The 19,094-nt window shown below is 61.2% G+C and carries 16 protein-coding genes; 6 read left to right on the top strand and 10 right to left on the bottom strand.

The genetic code is table 11. From position 1 onward, the window contains the following. Nucleotides 1-2: 2 nt before the first annotated feature. The 4 genes from GH769_RS01580 to lpxC all read left to right on the top strand — a co-directional run bounded on the left by GH769_RS01580 (nucleotide 3) and on the right by lpxC (nucleotide 4,446). A complete protein-coding gene (locus GH769_RS01580) occupies nucleotides 3-872 on the top strand; it encodes a cell division protein FtsQ/DivIB (RefSeq protein WP_019816943.1) in 870 nt (289 codons plus the stop codon). 15 nt (nucleotides 873-887) lie between these two features. Further along, the gene (gene ftsA, locus GH769_RS01585; RefSeq protein ID WP_014716976.1) at nucleotides 888-2,150 is read left to right on the top strand and encodes a cell division protein FtsA; all 1,263 of its coding nucleotides are present in this window, start codon (nucleotides 888-890) and stop codon (nucleotides 2,148-2,150) included. Nucleotides 2,151-2,225: 75 nt separating this feature from the next. Then, entirely contained in the window at nucleotides 2,226-3,422 is a 1,197-nt protein-coding gene (gene ftsZ / locus GH769_RS01590; RefSeq protein WP_014716977.1) for a cell division protein FtsZ, read from the top strand. 112 nt (nucleotides 3,423-3,534) lie between these two features. Beyond that, the gene (lpxC, locus tag GH769_RS01595) at nucleotides 3,535-4,446 is read left to right on the top strand and encodes a UDP-3-O-acyl-N-acetylglucosamine deacetylase (protein ID WP_003171886.1); all 912 of its coding nucleotides are present in this window, start codon (nucleotides 3,535-3,537) and stop codon (nucleotides 4,444-4,446) included. A 173-nt stretch (nucleotides 4,447-4,619) separates the two neighbouring features. Here the strand turns inward: lpxC and GH769_RS01600 are convergent, their stop codons facing one another. The 6 genes from GH769_RS01600 to GH769_RS01625 form a co-directional block, all read right to left on the bottom strand. Next, nucleotides 4,620-6,116, bottom strand: a complete 1,497-nt coding sequence (locus tag GH769_RS01600; RefSeq protein WP_014716978.1) for a diguanylate cyclase — start codon at nucleotides 6,114-6,116, stop codon at nucleotides 4,620-4,622. 102 nt (nucleotides 6,117-6,218) lie between these two features. Continuing rightward, on the bottom strand, nucleotides 6,219-7,541 hold the full coding sequence (locus GH769_RS01605) for an OprD family porin (RefSeq protein WP_032903359.1): 1,323 nt from the start codon (nucleotides 7,539-7,541) through the stop codon (nucleotides 6,219-6,221). Nucleotides 7,542-7,921: 380 nt separating this feature from the next. Continuing rightward, a complete protein-coding gene (locus GH769_RS01610) occupies nucleotides 7,922-9,286 on the bottom strand; it encodes a heavy metal sensor histidine kinase (protein WP_019816941.1) in 1,365 nt (454 codons plus the stop codon). Then, nucleotides 9,276-9,968, bottom strand: coding sequence for a heavy metal response regulator transcription factor (locus GH769_RS01615; RefSeq protein WP_032903358.1), 693 nt, complete (start codon nucleotides 9,966-9,968; stop codon nucleotides 9,276-9,278). The genes GH769_RS01610 and GH769_RS01615 overlap by 11 nt, the downstream gene beginning before the upstream one ends. A gap of 7 nt (nucleotides 9,969-9,975) precedes the next feature. Beyond that, nucleotides 9,976-13,071, bottom strand: a complete 3,096-nt coding sequence (locus GH769_RS01620; RefSeq protein ID WP_153649476.1) for a multidrug efflux RND transporter permease subunit — start codon at nucleotides 13,069-13,071, stop codon at nucleotides 9,976-9,978. After that, a complete protein-coding gene (locus GH769_RS01625; RefSeq protein WP_032872214.1) occupies nucleotides 13,068-14,234 on the bottom strand; it encodes an efflux RND transporter periplasmic adaptor subunit in 1,167 nt (388 codons plus the stop codon). Before GH769_RS01625 ends, GH769_RS01620 begins: the two co-directional genes overlap by 4 nt. Before the next feature lie 213 nt (nucleotides 14,235-14,447). Here GH769_RS01625 and GH769_RS01630 point away from each other — a divergent pair, with 213 nt between their 5' ends. After that, entirely contained in the window at nucleotides 14,448-14,681 is a 234-nt protein-coding gene (locus GH769_RS01630) for a hypothetical protein (protein ID WP_032903355.1), read from the top strand. A 162-nt stretch (nucleotides 14,682-14,843) separates the two neighbouring features. Further along, nucleotides 14,844-15,626, top strand: coding sequence for a transporter substrate-binding domain-containing protein (locus GH769_RS01635; protein WP_014716985.1), 783 nt, complete (start codon nucleotides 14,844-14,846; stop codon nucleotides 15,624-15,626). A gap of 71 nt (nucleotides 15,627-15,697) precedes the next feature. On the opposite strand, the gene GH769_RS01640 is transcribed toward GH769_RS01635, so the two are convergent. The 4 genes from GH769_RS01640 to GH769_RS01655 form a co-directional block, all read right to left on the bottom strand. Further along, a complete protein-coding gene (locus GH769_RS01640; protein ID WP_014716986.1) occupies nucleotides 15,698-16,441 on the bottom strand; it encodes a YkgJ family cysteine cluster protein in 744 nt (247 codons plus the stop codon). Nucleotides 16,442-16,549: 108 nt separating this feature from the next. Then, nucleotides 16,550-17,032: a GNAT family N-acetyltransferase gene (locus GH769_RS01645; RefSeq protein ID WP_032903354.1), complete on the bottom strand. Its 483-nt coding sequence runs from the start codon at nucleotides 17,030-17,032 to the stop codon at nucleotides 16,550-16,552. 3 nt (nucleotides 17,033-17,035) lie between these two features. Further along, nucleotides 17,036-17,938 (bottom strand): chemotaxis protein CheV, encoded by a 903-nt coding sequence (locus tag GH769_RS01650; RefSeq protein WP_032903352.1) that lies wholly within the window; start codon nucleotides 17,936-17,938, stop codon nucleotides 17,036-17,038. A gap of 135 nt (nucleotides 17,939-18,073) precedes the next feature. Next, nucleotides 18,074-19,048, bottom strand: a complete 975-nt coding sequence (locus GH769_RS01655) for a D-glycerate dehydrogenase (protein ID WP_032903350.1) — start codon at nucleotides 19,046-19,048, stop codon at nucleotides 18,074-18,076. Nucleotides 19,049-19,094 lie beyond the last annotated feature (46 nt).

A 19,094-nucleotide genomic window follows, 5' to 3' on the forward strand; every position in this document is an offset into this window, starting at 1 on the left:
ACATGAACGGCGCATCGCTTCGTCATCAGCCCCCACAAGCACCGAGCCGCAAGCCGGTGCCACGGGGTGCAAGCCGAATGGTGGCTAAAGAGCCGATGTCGGCGCGCCTGCCAAAAGCCAACTTTGGTTTTATCAAGGCGCTGTTCTGGCCGGTGCTGCTGGTGGTGCTGGGCTTTGGCACGTACGAAGGCGCGCAGCGTCTGTTGCCGTATGCCGACCGGCCGATCACCAAGATCAGCGTGCAGGGCGACTTGAGCTACATCAGCCAGCAAGCGGTACAGCAGCGCATCGGCCCATACCTGGCGGCGAGCTTCTTTACCATCGACCTGGCTGGCATGCGCTCGGAGCTGGAACAGATGCCGTGGATCGCCCACGCCGAAGTTCGCCGTGTATGGCCGGACCAGGTCACGATCCGCCTGGAAGAACAACTGCCCGTGGCCCGTTGGGGCGATGAAGCGCTGTTGAACAACCAGGGCCAGGCGTTCACCCCGCGTGAGCTGGCCAATTATGAACACCTGCCGCAGCTGTTCGGGCCGCAGCGGGCGCAGCAGCAAGTGATGCAGCAGTACCAGGCCTTGAGCCAGATGCTGCGGCCACTGGGCTTCTCCATTGCACGCCTGGAATTGCGTGAGCGGGGCAGCTGGTTTTTGACGACCGGGGCAGGCAGTTCCGGCCCGGGCATCGAGTTGTTGCTGGGACGCGACCGCTTGGTGGAAAAGATGCGCCGCTTTATTGCCATCTATGAAAAAACCTTGAAAGAACAGATTACGAACATTGCGAGCGTCGACCTGCGTTACGCCAACGGCCTGGCCGTCGGCTGGCGTACACCGGCTGCGCCCACGGCAGCACAACCCGCTGTCGCGAAGAATTAAGAAGAGGCAGGACCCATGGCAAACGTGCAAAGCGGCAAAATGATCGTCGGTCTCGATATCGGCACCTCCAAGGTGGTGGCGCTGGTGGGCGAGGTCGGGGAAGACGGCGCGATCGAAATCGTCGGTATTGGCACGCATCCGTCCCGGGGCCTGAAGAAGGGCGTGGTGGTGAACATCGAGTCCACCGTGCAGTCGATCCAGCGCGCTATCGAAGAAGCGCAGCTGATGGCCGGTTGCCGGATTCACTCGGCGTTCGTCGGCGTGGCGGGCAACCACATCCGTAGCCTGAACTCCCACGGCATCGTGGCGATCCGCGACCGTGAAGTCAGCTCGGCCGACCTTGAGCGCGTCCTCGACGCCGCCCAGGCCGTGGCGATCCCGGCGGACCAGCGCGTGCTGCACACCCTGCCGCAGGACTACGTGATCGACAACCAGGAAGGCGTGCGCGAGCCCCTGGGCATGTCGGGCGTTCGCCTGGAAGCCAAGGTTCACGTGGTGACCTGCGCCGTCAACGCCGCACAGAACATTGAAAAATGCGTGCGCCGCTGCGGCCTGGAAATCGACGACATCATTCTCGAGCAGTTGGCCTCGGCCTACTCGGTACTGACCGACGACGAAAAAGAGCTGGGCGTGTGCCTGGTGGACATCGGCGGCGGCACCACCGACATCGCGATCTTCACCGAGGGTGCGATTCGTCACACCGCCGTGATCCCGATTGCCGGCGACCAGGTCACCAACGACATCGCCATGGCGTTGCGCACACCGACCCAGTACGCCGAAGAAATCAAGATCCGCTACGCCTGCGCCCTGGCCAAGCTGGCCGGTGCCGGTGAGACCATCAAGGTGCCAAGCGTGGGTGATCGTCCACCCCGCGAGCTGTCGCGCCAGGCCCTGGCCGAAGTGGTCGAGCCACGCTACGACGAGCTGTTCACCCTGATTCAGGCTGAACTGCGCCGCAGCGGCTACGAAGATTTGATCCCGGCCGGCATCGTGCTGACCGGTGGTACCTCGAAGATGGAAGGCGCGGTCGAGTTGGCCGAAGAGATCTTCCACATGCCGGTGCGCCTGGGCGTGCCCCATGGCGTGAAGGGCCTGGGCGACGTGGTGCGCAACCCGATTTATTCCACCGGTGTGGGCTTGCTGTTGTACGGGCTGCAAAAGCAGACCGACGGCATTTCCCTGTCGGGCCCGAGCATCCGTGACAGCTACCGCAGCGATGACGATGAGAAAGCGCCGCTGCTGGACCGGATCAAAAGCTGGGTACAAGGCAATTTCTAAAGATTTACCGCGACACCGCAACACCCGCAACAAGCAGTAGGCGAAAAAACTAGAGAAAATGAAAGGAGAGGGAACATGTTCGAACTCGTAGACAACATCCCCGCTAGCCCGGTTATCAAAGTAATCGGTGTCGGCGGTGGCGGCGGCAACGCTGTCAACCACATGGTCAAGAGCAACATTGAAGGCGTTGAGTTCATCTGCGCCAACACTGATGCCCAGGCGCTCAAAAGCATCGGCGCGCGGACCATCCTGCAATTGGGCACCGCGGTGACCAAAGGCCTCGGCGCTGGCGCCAATCCGGAAGTCGGCCGTCAAGCCGCCCTGGAAGACCGCGAGCGTATTGCCGAAGTGCTGCAAGGCACCAACATGGTGTTCATCACCACCGGCATGGGCGGCGGTACCGGTACCGGTGCTGCACCGATCATTGCCGAAGTGGCCAAGGAAATGGGGATTCTGACCGTTGCTGTCGTGACGCGTCCGTTCCCGTTCGAAGGCCGCAAGCGCATGCAGATCGCCGACGAAGGTATCCGTCTGCTGTCTGAAAGCGTCGACTCGTTGATCACCATCCCCAACGAGAAACTGCTGACCATCCTGGGCAAGGACGCAAGCCTGCTGTCTGCGTTCGCCAAGGCTGACGATGTACTGGCCGGTGCCGTTCGCGGTATCTCCGACATCATCAAGCGTCCGGGCATGATCAACGTCGACTTTGCCGACGTTCGTACGGTCATGAGCGAAATGGGCATGGCGATGATGGGCACTGGCTGCGCCAGCGGTCCGAACCGTGCACGCGAGGCCACCGAAGCGGCCATCCGCAACCCGTTGCTCGAAGACGTGAACCTGCAAGGCGCACGCGGCATCCTGGTGAACATCACCGCCGGTCCCGACCTGTCCCTGGGTGAGTACTCCGACGTGGGTAGCATCATCGAAGCCTTCGCGTCCGAGCACGCCATGGTCAAGGTGGGTACCGTTATCGATCCGGACATGCGCGACGAACTGCATGTAACCGTGGTTGCGACCGGCCTGGGTGCGAAAATCGAGAAGCCTGTAAAGGTCATCGACAACACCCTGCACACTAGCCAGGCCAGCCAGGCAACTGCTGCCCCAGCCCCTGCTCGCCAGGAACTGCCGTCGGTGAACTACCGTGACCTGGACCGTCCGACCGTGATGCGCAACCAGGCTCAGGCCGGTGCTGCGGCGTCCCGTAGCCCGAATCCGCAAGATGACCTGGACTACCTGGACATCCCGGCATTCCTGCGTCGTCAGGCCGATTAATGGAATGTATCAGGGCTATGAAGGTGATTGGTGTTCAGCAAAGGTCTGGTCTGTTATTATCGCCAGCCTTTGTTGATACCAGTTCGCAATTTGCGCTGAAGCGGTCCAAGCCATGATTAAACAACGCACCCTGAAGAATATTATCCGTGCCACAGGTGTAGGTCTGCACTCCGGGGAGAAGGTATACCTGACCCTCAAGCCCGCACCTGTCGACACCGGCATCGTGTTTGTTCGTGCCGACCTGGACCCTGTGGTGCAGATTCCTGCTCGCGCGGAAAACGTTGGCGAAACCACGATGTCGACCACTCTGGTCAACGGTGACGTCAAAGTGGACACGGTGGAGCACTTGCTCTCGGCCATGGCTGGCCTGGGCATCGATAACGCCTACGTCGAGCTCTCCGCGTCCGAAGTCCCGATCATGGATGGCAGCGCTGGACCCTTCGTATTCTTGATTCAATCTGCCGGCCTGGAAGAACAGGACGCAGCCAAGAAGTTCATTCGCATTCTGCGGGAAGTGACAGTAGAAGACGGCGACAAGCGCGCCACCTTCGTCCCGTTCGAAGGCTTTAAAGTGAGCTTTGAGATCGATTTCGATCACCCGGTATTCCGTGACCGCACCCAAAGTGCAAGCGTGGATTTTTCCAGCACTTCGTTTGTAAAAGAAGTCAGCCGCGCCCGTACCTTTGGTTTCATGAGTGACATCGAGTACCTGCGCAAGCACAACCTCGCACTCGGCGGCAGCGTGGAAAACGCCATTGTGGTCGACGCGGATGGTGTACTGAACGAAGACGGCCTTCGCTACGAAGACGAATTCGTGAAGCACAAGATCCTCGATGCAATCGGTGACCTCTACCTGCTGGGCAATAGCCTGATAGGCGAGTTCAAAGGCTTCAAGTCGGGCCACGCCCTTAACAACCAGCTGCTGCGCAAGTTGATTGAGCAGACAGACGCTTGGGAAGTCGTGACCTTCGAAGATGCCAGCACCGCACCGATCTCTTACATGCGTCCCGTTGCGGCGGTGTAAGTAACAACTCTCTTTCTTTAGTTTTGAAAGGCTGCCTTCGGGTGGCCTTTTTTTATGCCTGACGAATATCCAAATGTGGGAGCTGGCTTGCCTGCGATAGCGGTCGGCCAGTTAGCTTATAGATAGCTGCCCCACCGCCATCGCAGGCAAGCCAGCTCCCACACCTGACCTCATCAGTTTGAGGTCTTTGAAACATCCACTATCCGGTTACGGCCGCTGTGCTTGGCCTGATACAACGCTTGGTCAGCCTTGAGCAGCAGGTCTTCAAGGGAAATACGGCTGTGCTTTTGCCAAGTACTCATGCCGATGCTCACCGTGATTGGTTGCTCATCCCCGGCCTTGCGCGGCAAGTGCTGGACCCCCTTGCGGATATGCTCGGCGATCACCCACGCCCCCTTGGCGTCGGTATTGGGTAACACCACCGCGAACTCCTCTCCGCCATAGCGCGCCGCCAGGTCGGCAGGGCGGCGGATATGGCTGGCGATCACCTGCGCGACTGCGCGCAACGCCTCATCGCCGCCCTGGTGGCCGTGGCGGTCGTTGAAGGCCTTGAAGTGGTCCACATCGATCATCAGCACACTCAACGACTCGATGGAGCGTTGTGCCCGGTCCCATTCCAGCCGCAAGCGTTCGTCCAGCGTGCGGCGGTTGGCCAGGCCGGTAAGGGCGTCGGTGGCTGCCAGTTCTGACAGCACCTGTTCGGCGCGATGGCGACGGCGCAGCTCCATGCACAGTGCCCAGGTCAGCCACAACAGGCCCACGCACAACACTCCGGTCGCGATGCTGACCAGCCACGCCGCGCGTCGCCAGGGGGCGAACATTTCATTGCTGGACAAGGCCACTGCCACGATCAGCGGCAAGTTGCCCACATTCGAAAAACTGTAGAGCCGTGCCTGGCGATCGACACTGGAGATACTTTGGAAGCTGCCGTCCCGTTCGCGCAGCATGCGCGCCACATTCGGGCGCTGGCTCAGGTCCTTGTCGACGATATCTGCTTCCAGCAGAGGCTCTTGCGCCAGCAGGATGCCTTGGTGGTTGAGCAGGTTGATGGTGCTGTTGCTGCCGATGTTCAAGCTGCTGAATAACTGATGAAAGTACGACAGGCGCATGGACGCGACTGCCACTCCCAGGAAGCGCCCATCCGGTGACGAAACGCGACGGCTGAACGCGATGCGCCAGGGGTCGGCACACTGGCAGCGCGCCATGAACGGACGGCTGATATACAGGCCCAGGTCGGGGTTGGTGCGGTGCGCCCGAAAGTAGTCCCGGTCGGCAAAGTTACCCAGTTTGGGCGTGAGCAGGGAGGAATCGGCAATCACCTCGCCAGCCGGGTCCAACAGCAGGATATCGCCCTTGTAGGGCGCCGCTGCGGAACGATCGAACAGCACCAAATGACGGATGCTCTCTGAAACGTCTTGCAGGTCGGTGCGCTCGGTGGCGCTGATCAAGCCTTTGAGGGCCATGTCGTAAAGTTCGACATTGCGCAGCACGTCAGCGTCGATCAATTGGGTGATGGTGTTGGCGGTGCGCTTGGCCGTCTGCAGGGTGTTGGCATGTTCACGAATCAGCAGCGCAGTGACGACCCCCACGATCAGCAACACCGTGAGCGTGCTGCCCAGGATCAGCAGGCGCTCCGGGCGGCGGTTGGGGCGGGTAGGGCTTGAACTCATCGGGCACACTTCTGCATTGAGAATGCCCTTAGCGTAGTAGCAACTCTTAAATATGGCGCAAAGCCAACCTGTAGGAGCGAGCAAGCTCGCTCCTACCTGTACTCAGAACACGTTGATCGGGTAGTCCACGATCACACGGTATTCATCCACATCCCGGTCCACCGCCGAGTAGCCATTGCTGCCGCGATTGGTCGCCCATTGCAGGCGCACGGCCAAGTCCTTGGCCTTGCCGTCCTGCACCACATATTTCAGGTCGATATCGCGCTCCCAGTGCTTGGCATCCTTGCCATCGGCGCTGTACCAGTTGCTGTAGCCGCGACTGTTGGGGTCGACCTTGGTCAGGTCGGTCTTGCCGCTGATGTAGGACACGGCGGACGTCAGGCCGGGCACGCCGAGGCCGGCAAAGTCGTAGGCGTACTTGAGCTTCCAGGAGCGCTCATTGGGCCCGTTGAAATCCGAGTACTGCTGGGAGTTGTCCAGGTACACGCTGTCGCCCTGGGTGATGTAATCGAACGGCGTGTTGCCATTGACCCGCTGATAAGTCGCTGTGACGCTGTGGTTACCCACGCCCACGGTGAAATGCAGGCTGTAGGTGTTGTTGTCGATATCCCCCAGCAGCGATTGACCGGTGTCCTGGGTATGGTAGTAGTGCAGGCCGGGCGTCAGGCTGACCAGGTCGTTCAGGGCGTAGGTGTATTCCAGGTCGTAGTAATACTGGTGCCAGACGTCCTTGAGCTCGGACGCGTACAGGTTGCTGGTCAGCCCCTCGATCCCGCTGAACGACACGCCAGCCCAGTCCAGGTGCTGGCTGTCGGTGTTGGCGGGCAGCGTGCCGTAGCTGGTACCAATACGCCGATGGCCGCTCTGGTTATAGAGTTTGGTGAAACTGGCCTGGCCACCTTCGAACATCCAGCCGTCAAAGCTGTGGTTGGTCAGGCTCACGCCACGGAAAGTCTGCGGCAACATGCGTGTCATGCCGCCGGCGATCACCGGGTTGTTGAGGAACAGGTCGCCGGCTTTCAGTTCGGTGTCGAAGGCGCGCAGCTTCAAGGTGCCGCCAGCCGTCGAGAACGAACCCGGCGCTTTGCCGTTGCCGCTGCCATACGGAAGGATGCTGGAACCATCCGTACCGCCACCGCCGTCGAGCTTGAGGCCGAGCATGGCATTGACGTCCAGGCCCAAGCCGATGGGGCCCTGGGTGTAGCCGGATTCGAAGGTGCCGATAAAACCCTGACCCCACTCCTTGCTGTCATCGGTATGAATATCGCGCCGGTCGCGGTTCATGTAGTAGTTGCGGGTGTTGATCGTGAGGTGTGAACCCTCGACGAAGCCTTCGACGGGCGGGGCGTCTGCCGCGTGGGCAAGCGGGATGATCGTTGCTGCGATTGCGAGGAATAACGGGGTGAACGTCAGCGAGTTCTTCACCGGTGGAGCTCCTTTGGTCAATCATGAACGGCCAGTGTCGTGGGGTGTGCCCGGCCTTTTTTCACGGCAAAAAAAAGCCGCTGAAGTCAGCGGCTTTAAGACAGATTCCCAGTGTAGAGCCCTGGAAATAAGTCGAGGGAAATTCGGGTGAGTGGTCAGCTGTCTTTGCCGTCGCGCTCATCGATGCGTCAAAGTAACGCAGGGGAGCGGTGCGATACAGAGTGTAACAAGATAATAACTATTGCCCAAATCGCAACAGTGAGGGCCATGGGATCTTCTGTGGGAGCTGGCTTGCCTGCGATGCAGACACCTCGGTATGCCAGGCCTACCGTGGTGATGCTATCGCAGGCAAGCCAGCTCCCACATTTTGACCGAGTTGTTTAGATCGGCAGGGTGATACCAAACGTATTGCCACCGCCTTCACTGCGCACAAACACATCCCCGCCATGCATCAACGCAATCGCCTTGACGATCGCCAGCCCCAATCCGTGATTGGCCCCGCTGTTGCTGCGCGAGGCATCCACCCGATAGAAGCGTTCGAACAGGCGTGGCAAGTGTTCGCTGGCAATCGCGTCGCCGGGGTTGGTCACGCCGATTGCCACCTGCTTCTCCTGCACCTGGATATGCACGTCGATAATCTGTCCGGGTGCGGTGTGTTGCACGGCATTGCTCAGCAGGTTGATCAGCGCACGCCGCAGGTGGGCTTTTTCGATCTGCACCAGGGCATCGCCGTCCACGCGCACCTGAACCTGGGCGTCTTCGAGGATAAAATCCAGATAGTCGAGGGTGGTGGCCACTTCATCGGCCAGGGAGCATTCGATCAGCTTGGTGGCTTTGCTGCCCTGATCGGCGCTGGCAAGGAACAGCATGTCGTTGATGATCGAGCGCAGCCGTTCCAGCTCCTCCAGGTTCGATTGCAGCACCTCAAAATAGTGTTCGGCCGAACGCCCGCGTGTCAGCGCGACTTGGGTCTGGCCGATCAGGTTGGTGAGCGGCGAGCGCAGTTCATGGGCAACGTCGGCGTTGAACGATTCCAAGCGCGAATACGCCTGCTCAACCCGGTCGAGGGTGGCGTTGAATGAATTGACGAATTGGCTCAGCTCGGGCGGCAAGGGTGACAATTGCAGGCGCCCGGAGAGTTTCGGCGGCGCAAGCTTTTGCGCTTCATCCGAGAGTTTGCCCAAGGGCTTGAGGCCGATACGCGCGACCCAGAACCCCAGCAGTGCCGCCAGTATTACACCCACCAGCGCGAGGCTGATCAACGCCACCAGCAAGTGATGCTGGGTGGCGCGGAAGTTCTCCGTGTCGATGGCAATCATAAAGCGCAACGCCGGGCGCTGGTCCTTGGCTGCAAATTGGCTGACCAGCACCTTGAAGGGATAATCGTGACCCGGCAGGCGCAGGTCGCGCTTACCTGTGGCGCCTTCGGCAAAGGCGCGAATCTGCGCGTCCGGCTCACCGTATTCGTAGCTCGGGTCGCTGCTGACCACCCAGAAACGGATGCGCTTGTCTTCTTCCCCCAACAGCTTGAGCTTGGACCTGATCTTGGCCCAATGTTCCGGCGTGCCGAAGCGATTGATCGACGATTCCAGCACGCTGTAGCGCGCATCCAACTCGGCACCTGGCAACAGCCCCAGGCCACGGTCGACCTGCTGGTACAGCGCGCCGCCGATTAACAGAAAGATCAGCAGCGCCACCAGGGTGAACATGCCACTCAGGCGCAGGGCGATGGAATTAGCGACCACTGTGGTTTTCCTGCATGCGGTTCTCCAGCACATAGCCCATGCCACGAATGGTGTGCAGCAGCTTGTGTTCGAACGGCCCGTCGAGCTTGGCGCGCAGACGCTTGATCGCCACTTCCACCACGTTGGCATCGCTGTCGAAATTGATGTCCCAGACCATCTCGGCAATCGCGGTCTTGGACAGGATCTCGCCCTGGCGTCGCGCCAATACGCTGAGCAGCGAGAACTCCTTGGCGGTCAGGTCCAGGCGTACACCGTTGCGGCTGGCCTTGCGGCTGATCAGGTCGATCCACAGGTCGGCAACGGTGACCTGCACCGGTTCATGGCCGCCGCTGCGGCGGGTCAGGGCTTGCAGGCGGGCCACCAGTTCCAGGAACGAAAACGGCTTGCCCAGGTAATCGTCGGCGCCTTCGCGCAGGCCGCGGATGCGGTCTTCAACGCGCTCGCGAGCGGTGAGCATGATCACCGGCGTCTGCTTGCGGGCGCGTAAGGCACGCAACACACCGAAGCCATCCAGGCCGGGCAGCATCACGTCGAGCACGATCACGGCGTAATCGTTTTCCAGCGCCAGGTGCAGGCCCTCGATACCTTCCTGGGCCACATCGACGGTGTAGCCTTGCTCGGTCAGGCCGCGGTGCAGGTAGTCCGCGGTTTTTTCTTCATCTTCAATAATCAGGACGCGCATGACCGCCTCAGTGTGTGGTCGCCAGCGTCAGCGCTGGTTTGGGCCTGTGGAAAAAACGTTCAAGGTACAAGTATATGACCGGCGTGGTGAACAGCGTCAGCGCCTGGCTCACCAGCAAGCCACCGACCACCGCGATGCCCAGCGGCTGGCGCAGTTCCGCCCCAGGGCCTGCGCCGAGCATCAACGGCACGGCGCCGAGCAACGCGGCAAGGGTGGTCATGATGATCGGCCGGAACCGTGTCACGCAGGCTTCATAAATCGCATCTTCGGGCGGCAGCCCGCGTACCCGCTGCGCCTCCAGGGCGAAGTCGATCATCAAGATACCGTTTTTCTTCACGATGCCGATCAGCAGCACCAGGCCGATCAAGGCCATGATCGAAAAGTCCTGGCCCAGCAGCCACAGCATGACCAGCGCACCGAGGCCCGCCGAGGGCAGGGTGGAAATGATCGTCAGCGGGTGCACAAAACTCTCGTACAGCACACCCAGAATAATGTAGACCGCCACCAGCGCCGCGAGGATCAGCCAGGGTTGGCTGGCCAGCGAGCTCTGGAACGCCTGGGCCGCACCCTGGAAGTTGCCGATGATTGTGCTCGGCATCCCGATTTCGTTTTTGGCCTGGTCGAGCATGATCACTGCATCGCCCAGGGCTACGCCGGGCGCCAGGTTGAACGACAGGTTGGCAGCAGGGAACATGCCGTCATGGCTGATGGACAACGGCCCGACCGTGGGCGGGTCGACTTTGGCCAAGGCCGACAACGGCACCATCTCGTTGGTCAATGGCGAGCGCAGGTAAAAATAGTCGAGGCTTTCGGCCTTGCCGCGCTGTTGGCTGTCCAGTTCAAGTATCACTTGGTACTGGTTGATCTCGGTCTGGAACTCGTTGATCTGGCGCTGGCCGAAGGCGTCGTACAACGCCTGGTCGACATCGGTGGCGGTCAGCCCGAAACGTGCGGCGGCCTGGCGGTCGATGCTGATATGGGTGATGCTGCCGCCCAGTTGCAGGTCGTTGGACAGGTCGCGAAACGCCGGGTTGGCGCGCAGTTTTTCGGTGAGGCGCTGGGTCCAGGTGTTCAGCGTCGGGCCGTCGTTGCTCTTAAGCACGTATTGGTACTGGGCGCGACTGGGGCCGGAGCTCAGGTTGATGTCCTGGCCGGCGCGCAGGTACAGCACGATGCCAGGCACCTTCGCCAGTTGTGGGCGGATGCGGTCGATGAACTGGCTGGCGGACACATCGCGCTCACTGCGGTCTTTCAAGGCGATCCAGAAGCGGCCGTTGGCGATGGTCTGGTTGCTGCCGGTAACGCCCACCGAATGGGAAAACGCCTGCACCGCCGGGTCGGCCTTGACGATCTCGGCCAGGGCCTTGTGCTTGGCGACCATGTCCTTGTACGACACATCGGCCGCCGCTTCGCTGGTGCCGAGCACGAAACCGGTGTCCTGCACCGGGAAGAATCCCTTGGGAATGAACACATAGCCGACCACCGCCAGGGCCAGGGTTACCACGAAGATCGCGGCCATGCTGCGTTGGTGCGCCAAGGCCCGGCGCAGGTTGCGCGCATAGCCGGCCAGCAGGCGTTCGCTGAAGCTGGGTTTGGCGTGGGCAGGGTGGGTAGGGGCACGCATGAACAAGGCGGCCAGCGTCGGGGCCAATGTCAGCGAAACCACCACTGAAATCAGAATGGTCGCGGTGGCCGTCAACGCAAACTCCTTGAACAACCGACCGACCACGCCGCCCATGAACAGCAGCGGAATAAACGCCGCCACCAGCGAGAAGCTGATGGACACTACGGTAAAGCCAATTTCACCCGAGCCCTTGATCGCCGCTTCACGTTTGCCCAAGCCGGCTTCCAAGTGCCGATGAATGTTCTCCACCACCACAATCGCATCGTCCACCACAAAGCCCACGGCGATCACGATGGCCACCAAGGTCAGGTTGTTCAGGCTGAACCCCATCACATACATCAGGGCGAAACTGGCTACCAGCGACACACCCAATACCGCAGACACAATCAGCGTCGCCGACAGTTGACGCAGGAACAATGCCATCACCGCCACCACCAGCAGGATGGCGATCAGCAGGGTCATTTCCACTTCATGCAGTGAGGCGCGGATAGTCTTGGTGCGATCGGTCAACACGCTGACCTGCACCGAGGCTGGCAACATGTCTTGCAGGCGCGGCAACTCGGCCTGGATGCGGTCGACGGTGTCGACGATGTTGGCGCCAGGCTGGCGTGAAATCACCAGGTTCACCCCTGGCGTATCGCCGGACCAGGCTTGCACGTAGGCGTTTTCCGAACCATTGATGACCTTGGCGATATCGCGCAGTTGAACCGGCGCACCGTTCTTGTAGGAAACGATCAGTTGGCCGTATTCCTCCGGGTGAAACAGCTGGTCGTTGGTCGACAGGGTGGACACGCTGTTTTCGCCATAGATCGCGCCCTTGGCCAGGTTCAGGCTCGACTGCTGGATGGCCAGGCGTATGTCGGCGAGCGTCAGGCCGATGGCCGCGAGCTTGTCGGGCGACGCCTGCACGCGGATCGCCGGGCGTTGCTGGCCGGTGATGTTGATCTGGCCGACGCCGTCGATCTGGCTGATCTGGCGCGCCAGCAGGGTTTCCACGTAGTCGCTCAGCTCGGTGCTGGGCATGCTGCTGGAACTGACGCTGAGGATCAACACCGGGCTGTCCGCCGGGTTGACCTTCCTCCAGGTGGGCAAGCTCGGCATGTCGCTGGGCAACTTGCCGGACGCGGTGTTGATCGCGGCCTGGACTTCCTGGGCGGCGGTGTCGATGCTTTTTTCCAGGGTGAACTGCAGGGTCAAGAGGCTGGAGCCCAAGGCGCTGCTGGAGGTCATCTGGGTCATGCCGGGGATGGCACTGAACTGCACCTCAAGAGGCGTGGCCACCGATGAGGCCATGGTGTCCGGGCTGGCGCCGGGCAGTTGCGCTGTGACCTGGATGGTCGGGAATTCCGCTTCCGGCAGTGGCGCGACGGCCAGGTTCGGGAAGGCAATAATCCCCAGCAACACCAGGGCGAAGGTCAGCAACAGGGTGGCGACCGGGTGGTCAACGCACCAGGCCGAGGGCGACCGGCTTGCACTCATGGTTGCACCTGGGCGTTGGCGGTGTGGATCACTTGCGGCGGCTCCTTGAGCACCTCCACCTGCGCACCGGCCTTGAGCCGCGATTGCCCATCGCTGACCAGCACATCGCCGGCCTGCACGCCTTTGATGATATTGATGTCGCTGTTCTGGTAGGCGACTTGCACCGGCACCACCTCGACTTTGTCAGCGCTTACGCGGTACACGAAATGTGAGTCCAGCCCGCGCTGCACCACGGTCGGCGGTACCACCAGGGCGTTCTTGTCGAGGGCCGTCTGGACCTTGATGGTCACCAGTTGCCCCGGCCATAGCTTATGCGCCGGGTTGCTGAACTCGGCCTTGGCCCGCAGGGTGCCGGTGGTGGAACTGATCTGGTTGTCGATCAGGCTCAGGTGGCCTTCGCCGAGCAGGTCGCCGGTCTGGTTGTCGGTGTCGGCGCCCAGGTAGGCGTCGACGGTGGCCCGGGTGGGGGCGGCAATCAGGCCCTGCAAGGTCGGCAGCATCTGTTGTGGCAGGGAGAACTCAACGGCAATCGGGTCGAGCTGGGTGACGGTAAACAGCCCCTGGGTGTCGCTCATGCGCAGGAAGTTGCCTTCGTCCACGTTACGGATGCCCACGCGGCCGCTGACCGGGGAGCGAATCTGGGTATAGGAAAGTTGTACCTGAGCTGCATCAATGGCCGCTTGATTACCTTGCGCAGTGGCCTTGAGCTGGTTGACCAGCGCCTGTTGCTGGTCATAGGTCTGTTTGGACACGCCGTCGTCGATGCTCAGCGCTTTGTAGCGCTTGAGATTGACCAACGCCACTTGCAACTGCGCCTGGCTTTCGCCCAATTGCGCCCTGGCCTGGTCGAGGCTGGCGCGGATCGAACGGTCATCGATGGTCGCCAGCAAGTCGCCGGCCTTCACCGATTGGCCCTCCTTGACCAGCAACTGGGTGAGGATGCCGTCGATCTGCGGGCGAATCACCACACTGTGCAACGACAGCACTGAGCCGATGCCGCTGATGAACCTGGGAACGTCCTGTTGCGCGACGCTCACCACCCGTACCGGGATCGCTGTGGGCGCAGCCAGCCGGGGCTTGGCAGGCCGTGTTACGGCCCAGGCGGCCACCGCTAGTATCAAGAGGACGCCCACCATCAGGGCCGTGTTTCGTTTTATCTGCATGGGAGGCGCCGGACGCAGTTGCACGCTTTAAGCCGCAAGCTGCCAGTTGAAGGTTGGGTAGCTGCTTTATAGCCCGGTAATACGGTCAGCACGGTGACGCGAAACTGACAGCCGCGACAGCTAGCGCTTTTTACTTGTGGCTTGAAGCTTACCGCTTGCTGCTTTGCCCCCGTATACTCGCGCTTTTACACCTATAGCTGCGCCGGAGCCCCTATGACTTCCCCAACCCAACCCCCTGTCGACGCGGCTGACCTCGTCGATTCGGCCACCGCCGACGGCGTTGAAAAAACCGAGATCCCGGCGTTTAAGTTCCCCTTCAAACCGGGCGAGCTGGCTGGCGCCAAGCATGCCAGCCAGCCCTGGTACAAAGGCGGCGCCAAGAACGGCCATACCAAGACGCCGGGCATGGCGCCTCCGGGCACTCGCCGGTCCATGGGTAAACGCTGAGATTAAAACCGTAGGTGCGTTATAGGCTGTTACCTACATTGCCCGTAGAAATTTCTGCTTGTAGGTCCGCGACCGATTCTTGAAAGCTTGCACAGCGTTTGCTTCGTCCCGATGACGCTCATCGGGGCGTGGTGAGTCAGCTTTCCGGAAAAGGACATTCCCGTGGCCCTGATACACCTCTGTGCGGTGCTCGTCCTCTTGCTCTCGTCGACTGCGGTTGCCGTCGACGTGCAACCGCGGCGTGAAATCCGTTTCGCCGTTGCCGCGCATTTCCCGCCATTTCAAAGCCGCAATTCCCAAGGGCAATTGGTGGGGCTGAATATCGAACTGGGCAATGCCCTCTGCGAGCAGCTCAACGTGCGCTGTACCTGGGTTGACCAGGTCGTGATGGAAAACTTCCCGGCCCTTGAAGCCAGGCAGTTCGACGCGATCATGGGCATGGCGCCCACCTGTCGTCGGCGCAAACGGGTGAGTTTCACCGATGACCTCTACCCGATCACCACGCGGCTGGTGGCGCGTAAAACCTCAGGCCTGCGCCCTGATCGGCGCTTGCTCAAGGGCAAGCGGGTCGGGGTGTTGGTGCGCAGTAATCGTGAAGCCTACGCCCTGTCGCAGTGGGCTCCGGCGGGAGTGATCATCAGGAGTTTCTGGCTGAACGACCAACTGGTGCAGAGCCTGGTTTCGGGCGATATCGATGCGACCCTGCAAGGCGTCGTGGAGATCCGTGAAGCCCTGCTCGACACGGCCGATGGCCTGGACTTCGACTTCATGGGCCCGCCTGTGTCGTCTGGCCTGCTGGGTAATAGCGTGGCGATCGCGGTGCGAAAAACCGATACCGCGTTGCGTAATGAGCTTAATCATGCGCTTGAGCAACTGATGCAGAATGGCGAATACCAACGCATCCTCCAGCCCTATCGCCTCGGTGTATTGCCCGCCCGTCCATGAGCGCTAATGTGTGTGCAGCTTTGCACCCGAAGTTGAATTAGATACCCATACCGTCATGAAGCCGCAGCGGCTTAAGCCGCCCTCAACGAGATAAACGCATAATTGGCTGGCACCTCAGTGGCAATTTGCGCTCCGGCATCCAGCACCTGTTCGGCGACGTCCATCCCGGACACATGAAACACCCATTCATGGGTCACCGCCGGCTGTTCAACCGCCTGTTCAATGGCTTGGGCAAACGCCTGCATATCCGGCAAGTACGCGGTAAACCCGTCGCCCTTGAGCGCGGTCGTGCGGATGCCGAGCAGCGCGCACACCGCTTCTTTGGTCTGCACGTCATCACGGTCGGCCTGGCGTGAGCGGCGAATCAGTTCGGCCAGTTGTGCGTCCATCAACTCGCCACCGACGATCAGCGCGGGGCCTTGCTCCCAGGATTCGGGCGGGCAGTCCTTGGCGCTCGGGTTCAGCGGGATATGCGGGTTGATCTCCATCGGGTAGATGCGGCACACCAGCGGGCGCCGTTCGTAGATGCGGCAGCGGTTGTCTTCGTCAAGATTCCGGCAGCGTCCGGCGTTGTAGGCGGCAAAGGTAATTGCCACAAACGCCTCGGTATTGCCGCTGGGCACGACCACTGAGCGGCGCTCAGCGTGTTCCCGTTGTTGCAGGGGCAGGCCCAGGCCATTGCCAAGAAAGCCCTCGACCAGAACGATGACGTTGCCACCGTCCGCCGCCCAACTGCGGGCTTCTTCGAGGGTCAGGGGCACGTGATGGTCGCTGCAGCATTTACCGCAACCGACGCAGGAAAAGTGTGTGTTCATGGCGGATCTGTCACCAGGCAAGGTCAGAGGGCACGCTTGAGGGGTGACGGGTTTTTACCTCTATCTACCGCTCAGGGGCTCTGGAAGCAAGTTATGCGCCAGTGAGGATCAGCCCTTGGATACGATGTCGCGCAGCACAAATCGCATGCCCGCACTTTCATACAGTTGCCGGGCGCGCAGGTTGCTCTCCAGCACCTTGAGGTCCACATAGGGTTCACCGCGCTGCTTGAATACCTGGAAGCTGTGCAGCAGCAAGGCGCGGCCCAGCCCTTGGCCTTGGGCACAGGGGTGTACGGCCAGGTTCTTGATAAAGGCGCTGGTCCAGCATTGTGCCACAGCGAGAATACCGTCGTGGTTACTGGCCACCAGACACAGCGTCGGGTCGTAGTCGGCATCGGTGACGAACTGCTGGCGCCACTCCTCCAGGTGGCCGACACGGCCGCCGCCCTGGTCCTGGGTCATGCGCAGCACGGCATGGATCGCCGGAGCTAGCTCATCGCGATAATGATCCAGCCGGGTATTCGCTGGCCACTGCGGGGCGGGCAGGCTGCCGGTGAGGTCGCGACGCAGCAACTGGTAATACTCGGCCAAGGCTTACAGCCCCTTTTGCGCCACGGTTTGCGCGGCGACCACCAGGCATTTGGTCAGCTCTGGGGATGAGAACTTGGTAAGTACCGAGTCGGCGCCGGCCAGGCGCGCTTTTTCGCTGTTCATCGCACTGTCCAGAGAGGTGTGCAACAGCACATAGAGGTCCTTGAAATCCGGGGTTTCGCGCAGGGTGCGGGTGAGGGCGTAGCCGTCCATCTCAGACATCTCGATGTCCGACACCACCACGTTGATCTGTTCAACCGTGCCTTGCAGTTCCAGCAACACGTCGATGGCTTCCTTGGCGCTGCGGGCGGTGTGGCAGGTCAGGCCGAGGTTGCGCAGGGTGTGTACCGATTGCTGCAAAGCCACCTGGCTGTCGTCCACCACCAGGATGCGGGCGTTGCCCAGCACTTCGGCTTCTTCCATGGTCAGGTCGGTCGGCGCCGCTTCAATCGGTGCCGGGGCGATGCCGTGGATGACTTTCTCGATATCCAGCACCTGCACCAGGCCACCTTCCACCTGGGTCACACCGGTGATAAACGCCCGATTGCCGCCGGAGCCGTAGGGCGGCGGGCGGATATCGGTGGTCAGGCAATGCACGATCTTGCTCACCGCCTGAACATGCAGGCCCTGCTTGGAACGGCTGACATCGGTGACGATCAGGCAGCCGCCGTCCGGGTCTTGCAAAGGCATTTCACCCAGGGCGCGGCTCAAGTTGATCACCGACAACGAAGCGCCGCGCAAGGTGGCGATGCCTTTGACGTGCGGGTGGGACTCCGGCAGCTTGGTCAACGGCGGGCAGGGGATGATCTCACTGACTTTCAACAGGTTGATGGCCATCAGCTTGCCGCTGCGCAAGGTAAAGAGCAGAAGCGAGAGTGAGTCTGCGCGGGCTTTGGTGGTGGACATAAAAACCTTCTGTGGATCAGGGATGACGATCTATAGAGAGTTATCGACTTGGCTGGCCTGGGCTTTAACCGGATTTTTGTGTCGGGCACTGTTTATGTGGGCGCTGGCAAGCCAGCTCCCACATTAAGTCCAGTGTCAGCCCTTCCAGGCCTGTGGGTTCACCAGATCCTGCGGGCGTTGGCCCAGCAGGGCGCTGCGCAGGTTGTCCACGGCGCGGTTGGCCATGGCTTCGCGGGTTTCACCGGTGGCCGAACCAATATGCGGCAGGGTCACCGCATTGCTCAGCTGGAACAACGGCGATTCAGCCAGCGGTTCCTTTTCATACACATCCAGCCCGGCGCCACGAATGCGTTGGGTTTGCAGGGCTTCGACCAGCGCTGGCTCATCCACCACCGGCCCACGGGAAATATTGATCAGAATCGCGCTGGGCTTCATCAACCCCAGCTCCCGAGTGCTGATCAGGTGATGGGTCTTGTCGCTCAACGGCACCACCAGGCAGACGAAATCCGCCTCGGCCAGCAACTGCTCCAGGCTGCGAAACTGCGCGCCCAGTTCCTGCTCCAGCGCGGTCTTGCGGCTATTGCCGCTGTAAATGATCGGCATGTTGAAGCCCAGGCGCCCACGCCGGGCCACGGCCGCGCCGATATTGCCCATGCCGACAATGCCCAGGGTCTTGCCGTGCACATCGCAACCAAACAAAGGCGCGCCCACGCTGGCTTTCCATTGGCCGGCCTTGGTCCAGGCGTCCAATTCGGCCACGCGGCGGGCGCTGCTCATCAGCAACGCAAAGGCCAGGTCGGCAGTGCTCTCGGTGAGCACATCGGGGGTGTTGGTGAGCAGGATCCCGCGCTCGGTGAGGTACGGCACGTCGTAGTTGTCGTAGCCCACCGACACGCTGGACACCACCTCCAGCTTGCTTGCGCTTTCAAGCTGCTCGCGGCCCAGCTTGCGGCCCACGCCGATCAAGCCATGGGCATGGGGCAGGGCTTCGTTGAACTGTGCGTTGATGTCACCCAGCTTGGGGTTGGGCACGATCACCTCGAAATCCTGTTGCAGGCGTTCGATCATGGGCGGGGTGACACGGCTGAAGGCCAGGACAGTCTTTTTCATTGCAGAACTCCACTCAACATGTGGGAGCTGGCTTGCCTGCTCCCAC

It is taken from the genome of Pseudomonas sp. CFSAN084952, from assembly GCF_009648855.1.
GTDB lineage: Bacteria > Pseudomonadota > Gammaproteobacteria > Pseudomonadales > Pseudomonadaceae > Aquipseudomonas > Aquipseudomonas paracarnis.

What these genes read in the sequence shown, in the direction of transcription:
- GH769_RS01580 (WP_019816943.1), top strand. Translation starts at nt 3, where the DNA reads ATGAACGGCGCATCGCTTCGTCATCAGCCCCCACAAGCACCGAGCCGC.
- ftsA (WP_014716976.1), top strand. Translation starts at nt 888, where the DNA reads ATGGCAAACGTGCAAAGCGGCAAAATGATCGTCGGTCTCGATATCGGC.
- ftsZ (WP_014716977.1), top strand. Translation starts at nt 2,226, where the DNA reads ATGTTCGAACTCGTAGACAACATCCCCGCTAGCCCGGTTATCAAAGTA.
- lpxC (WP_003171886.1), top strand. Translation starts at nt 3,535, where the DNA reads ATGATTAAACAACGCACCCTGAAGAATATTATCCGTGCCACAGGTGTA.
- GH769_RS01600 (WP_014716978.1), bottom strand. Translation starts at nt 6,116, where the DNA reads ATGAGTTCAAGCCCTACCCGCCCCAACCGCCGCCCGGAGCGCCTGCTG.
- GH769_RS01615 (WP_032903358.1), bottom strand. Translation starts at nt 9,968, where the DNA reads ATGCGCGTCCTGATTATTGAAGATGAAGAAAAAACCGCGGACTACCTG.
- GH769_RS01620 (WP_153649476.1), bottom strand. Translation starts at nt 13,071, where the DNA reads ATGAGTGCAAGCCGGTCGCCCTCGGCCTGGTGCGTTGACCACCCGGTC.
- GH769_RS01625 (WP_032872214.1), bottom strand. Translation starts at nt 14,234, where the DNA reads ATGCAGATAAAACGAAACACGGCCCTGATGGTGGGCGTCCTCTTGATA.
- GH769_RS01630 (WP_032903355.1), top strand. Translation starts at nt 14,448, where the DNA reads ATGACTTCCCCAACCCAACCCCCTGTCGACGCGGCTGACCTCGTCGAT.
- GH769_RS01640 (WP_014716986.1), bottom strand. Translation starts at nt 16,441, where the DNA reads ATGAACACACACTTTTCCTGCGTCGGTTGCGGTAAATGCTGCAGCGAC.
- GH769_RS01650 (WP_032903352.1), bottom strand. Translation starts at nt 17,938, where the DNA reads ATGTCCACCACCAAAGCCCGCGCAGACTCACTCTCGCTTCTGCTCTTT.
- GH769_RS01655 (WP_032903350.1), bottom strand. Translation starts at nt 19,048, where the DNA reads ATGAAAAAGACTGTCCTGGCCTTCAGCCGTGTCACCCCGCCCATGATC.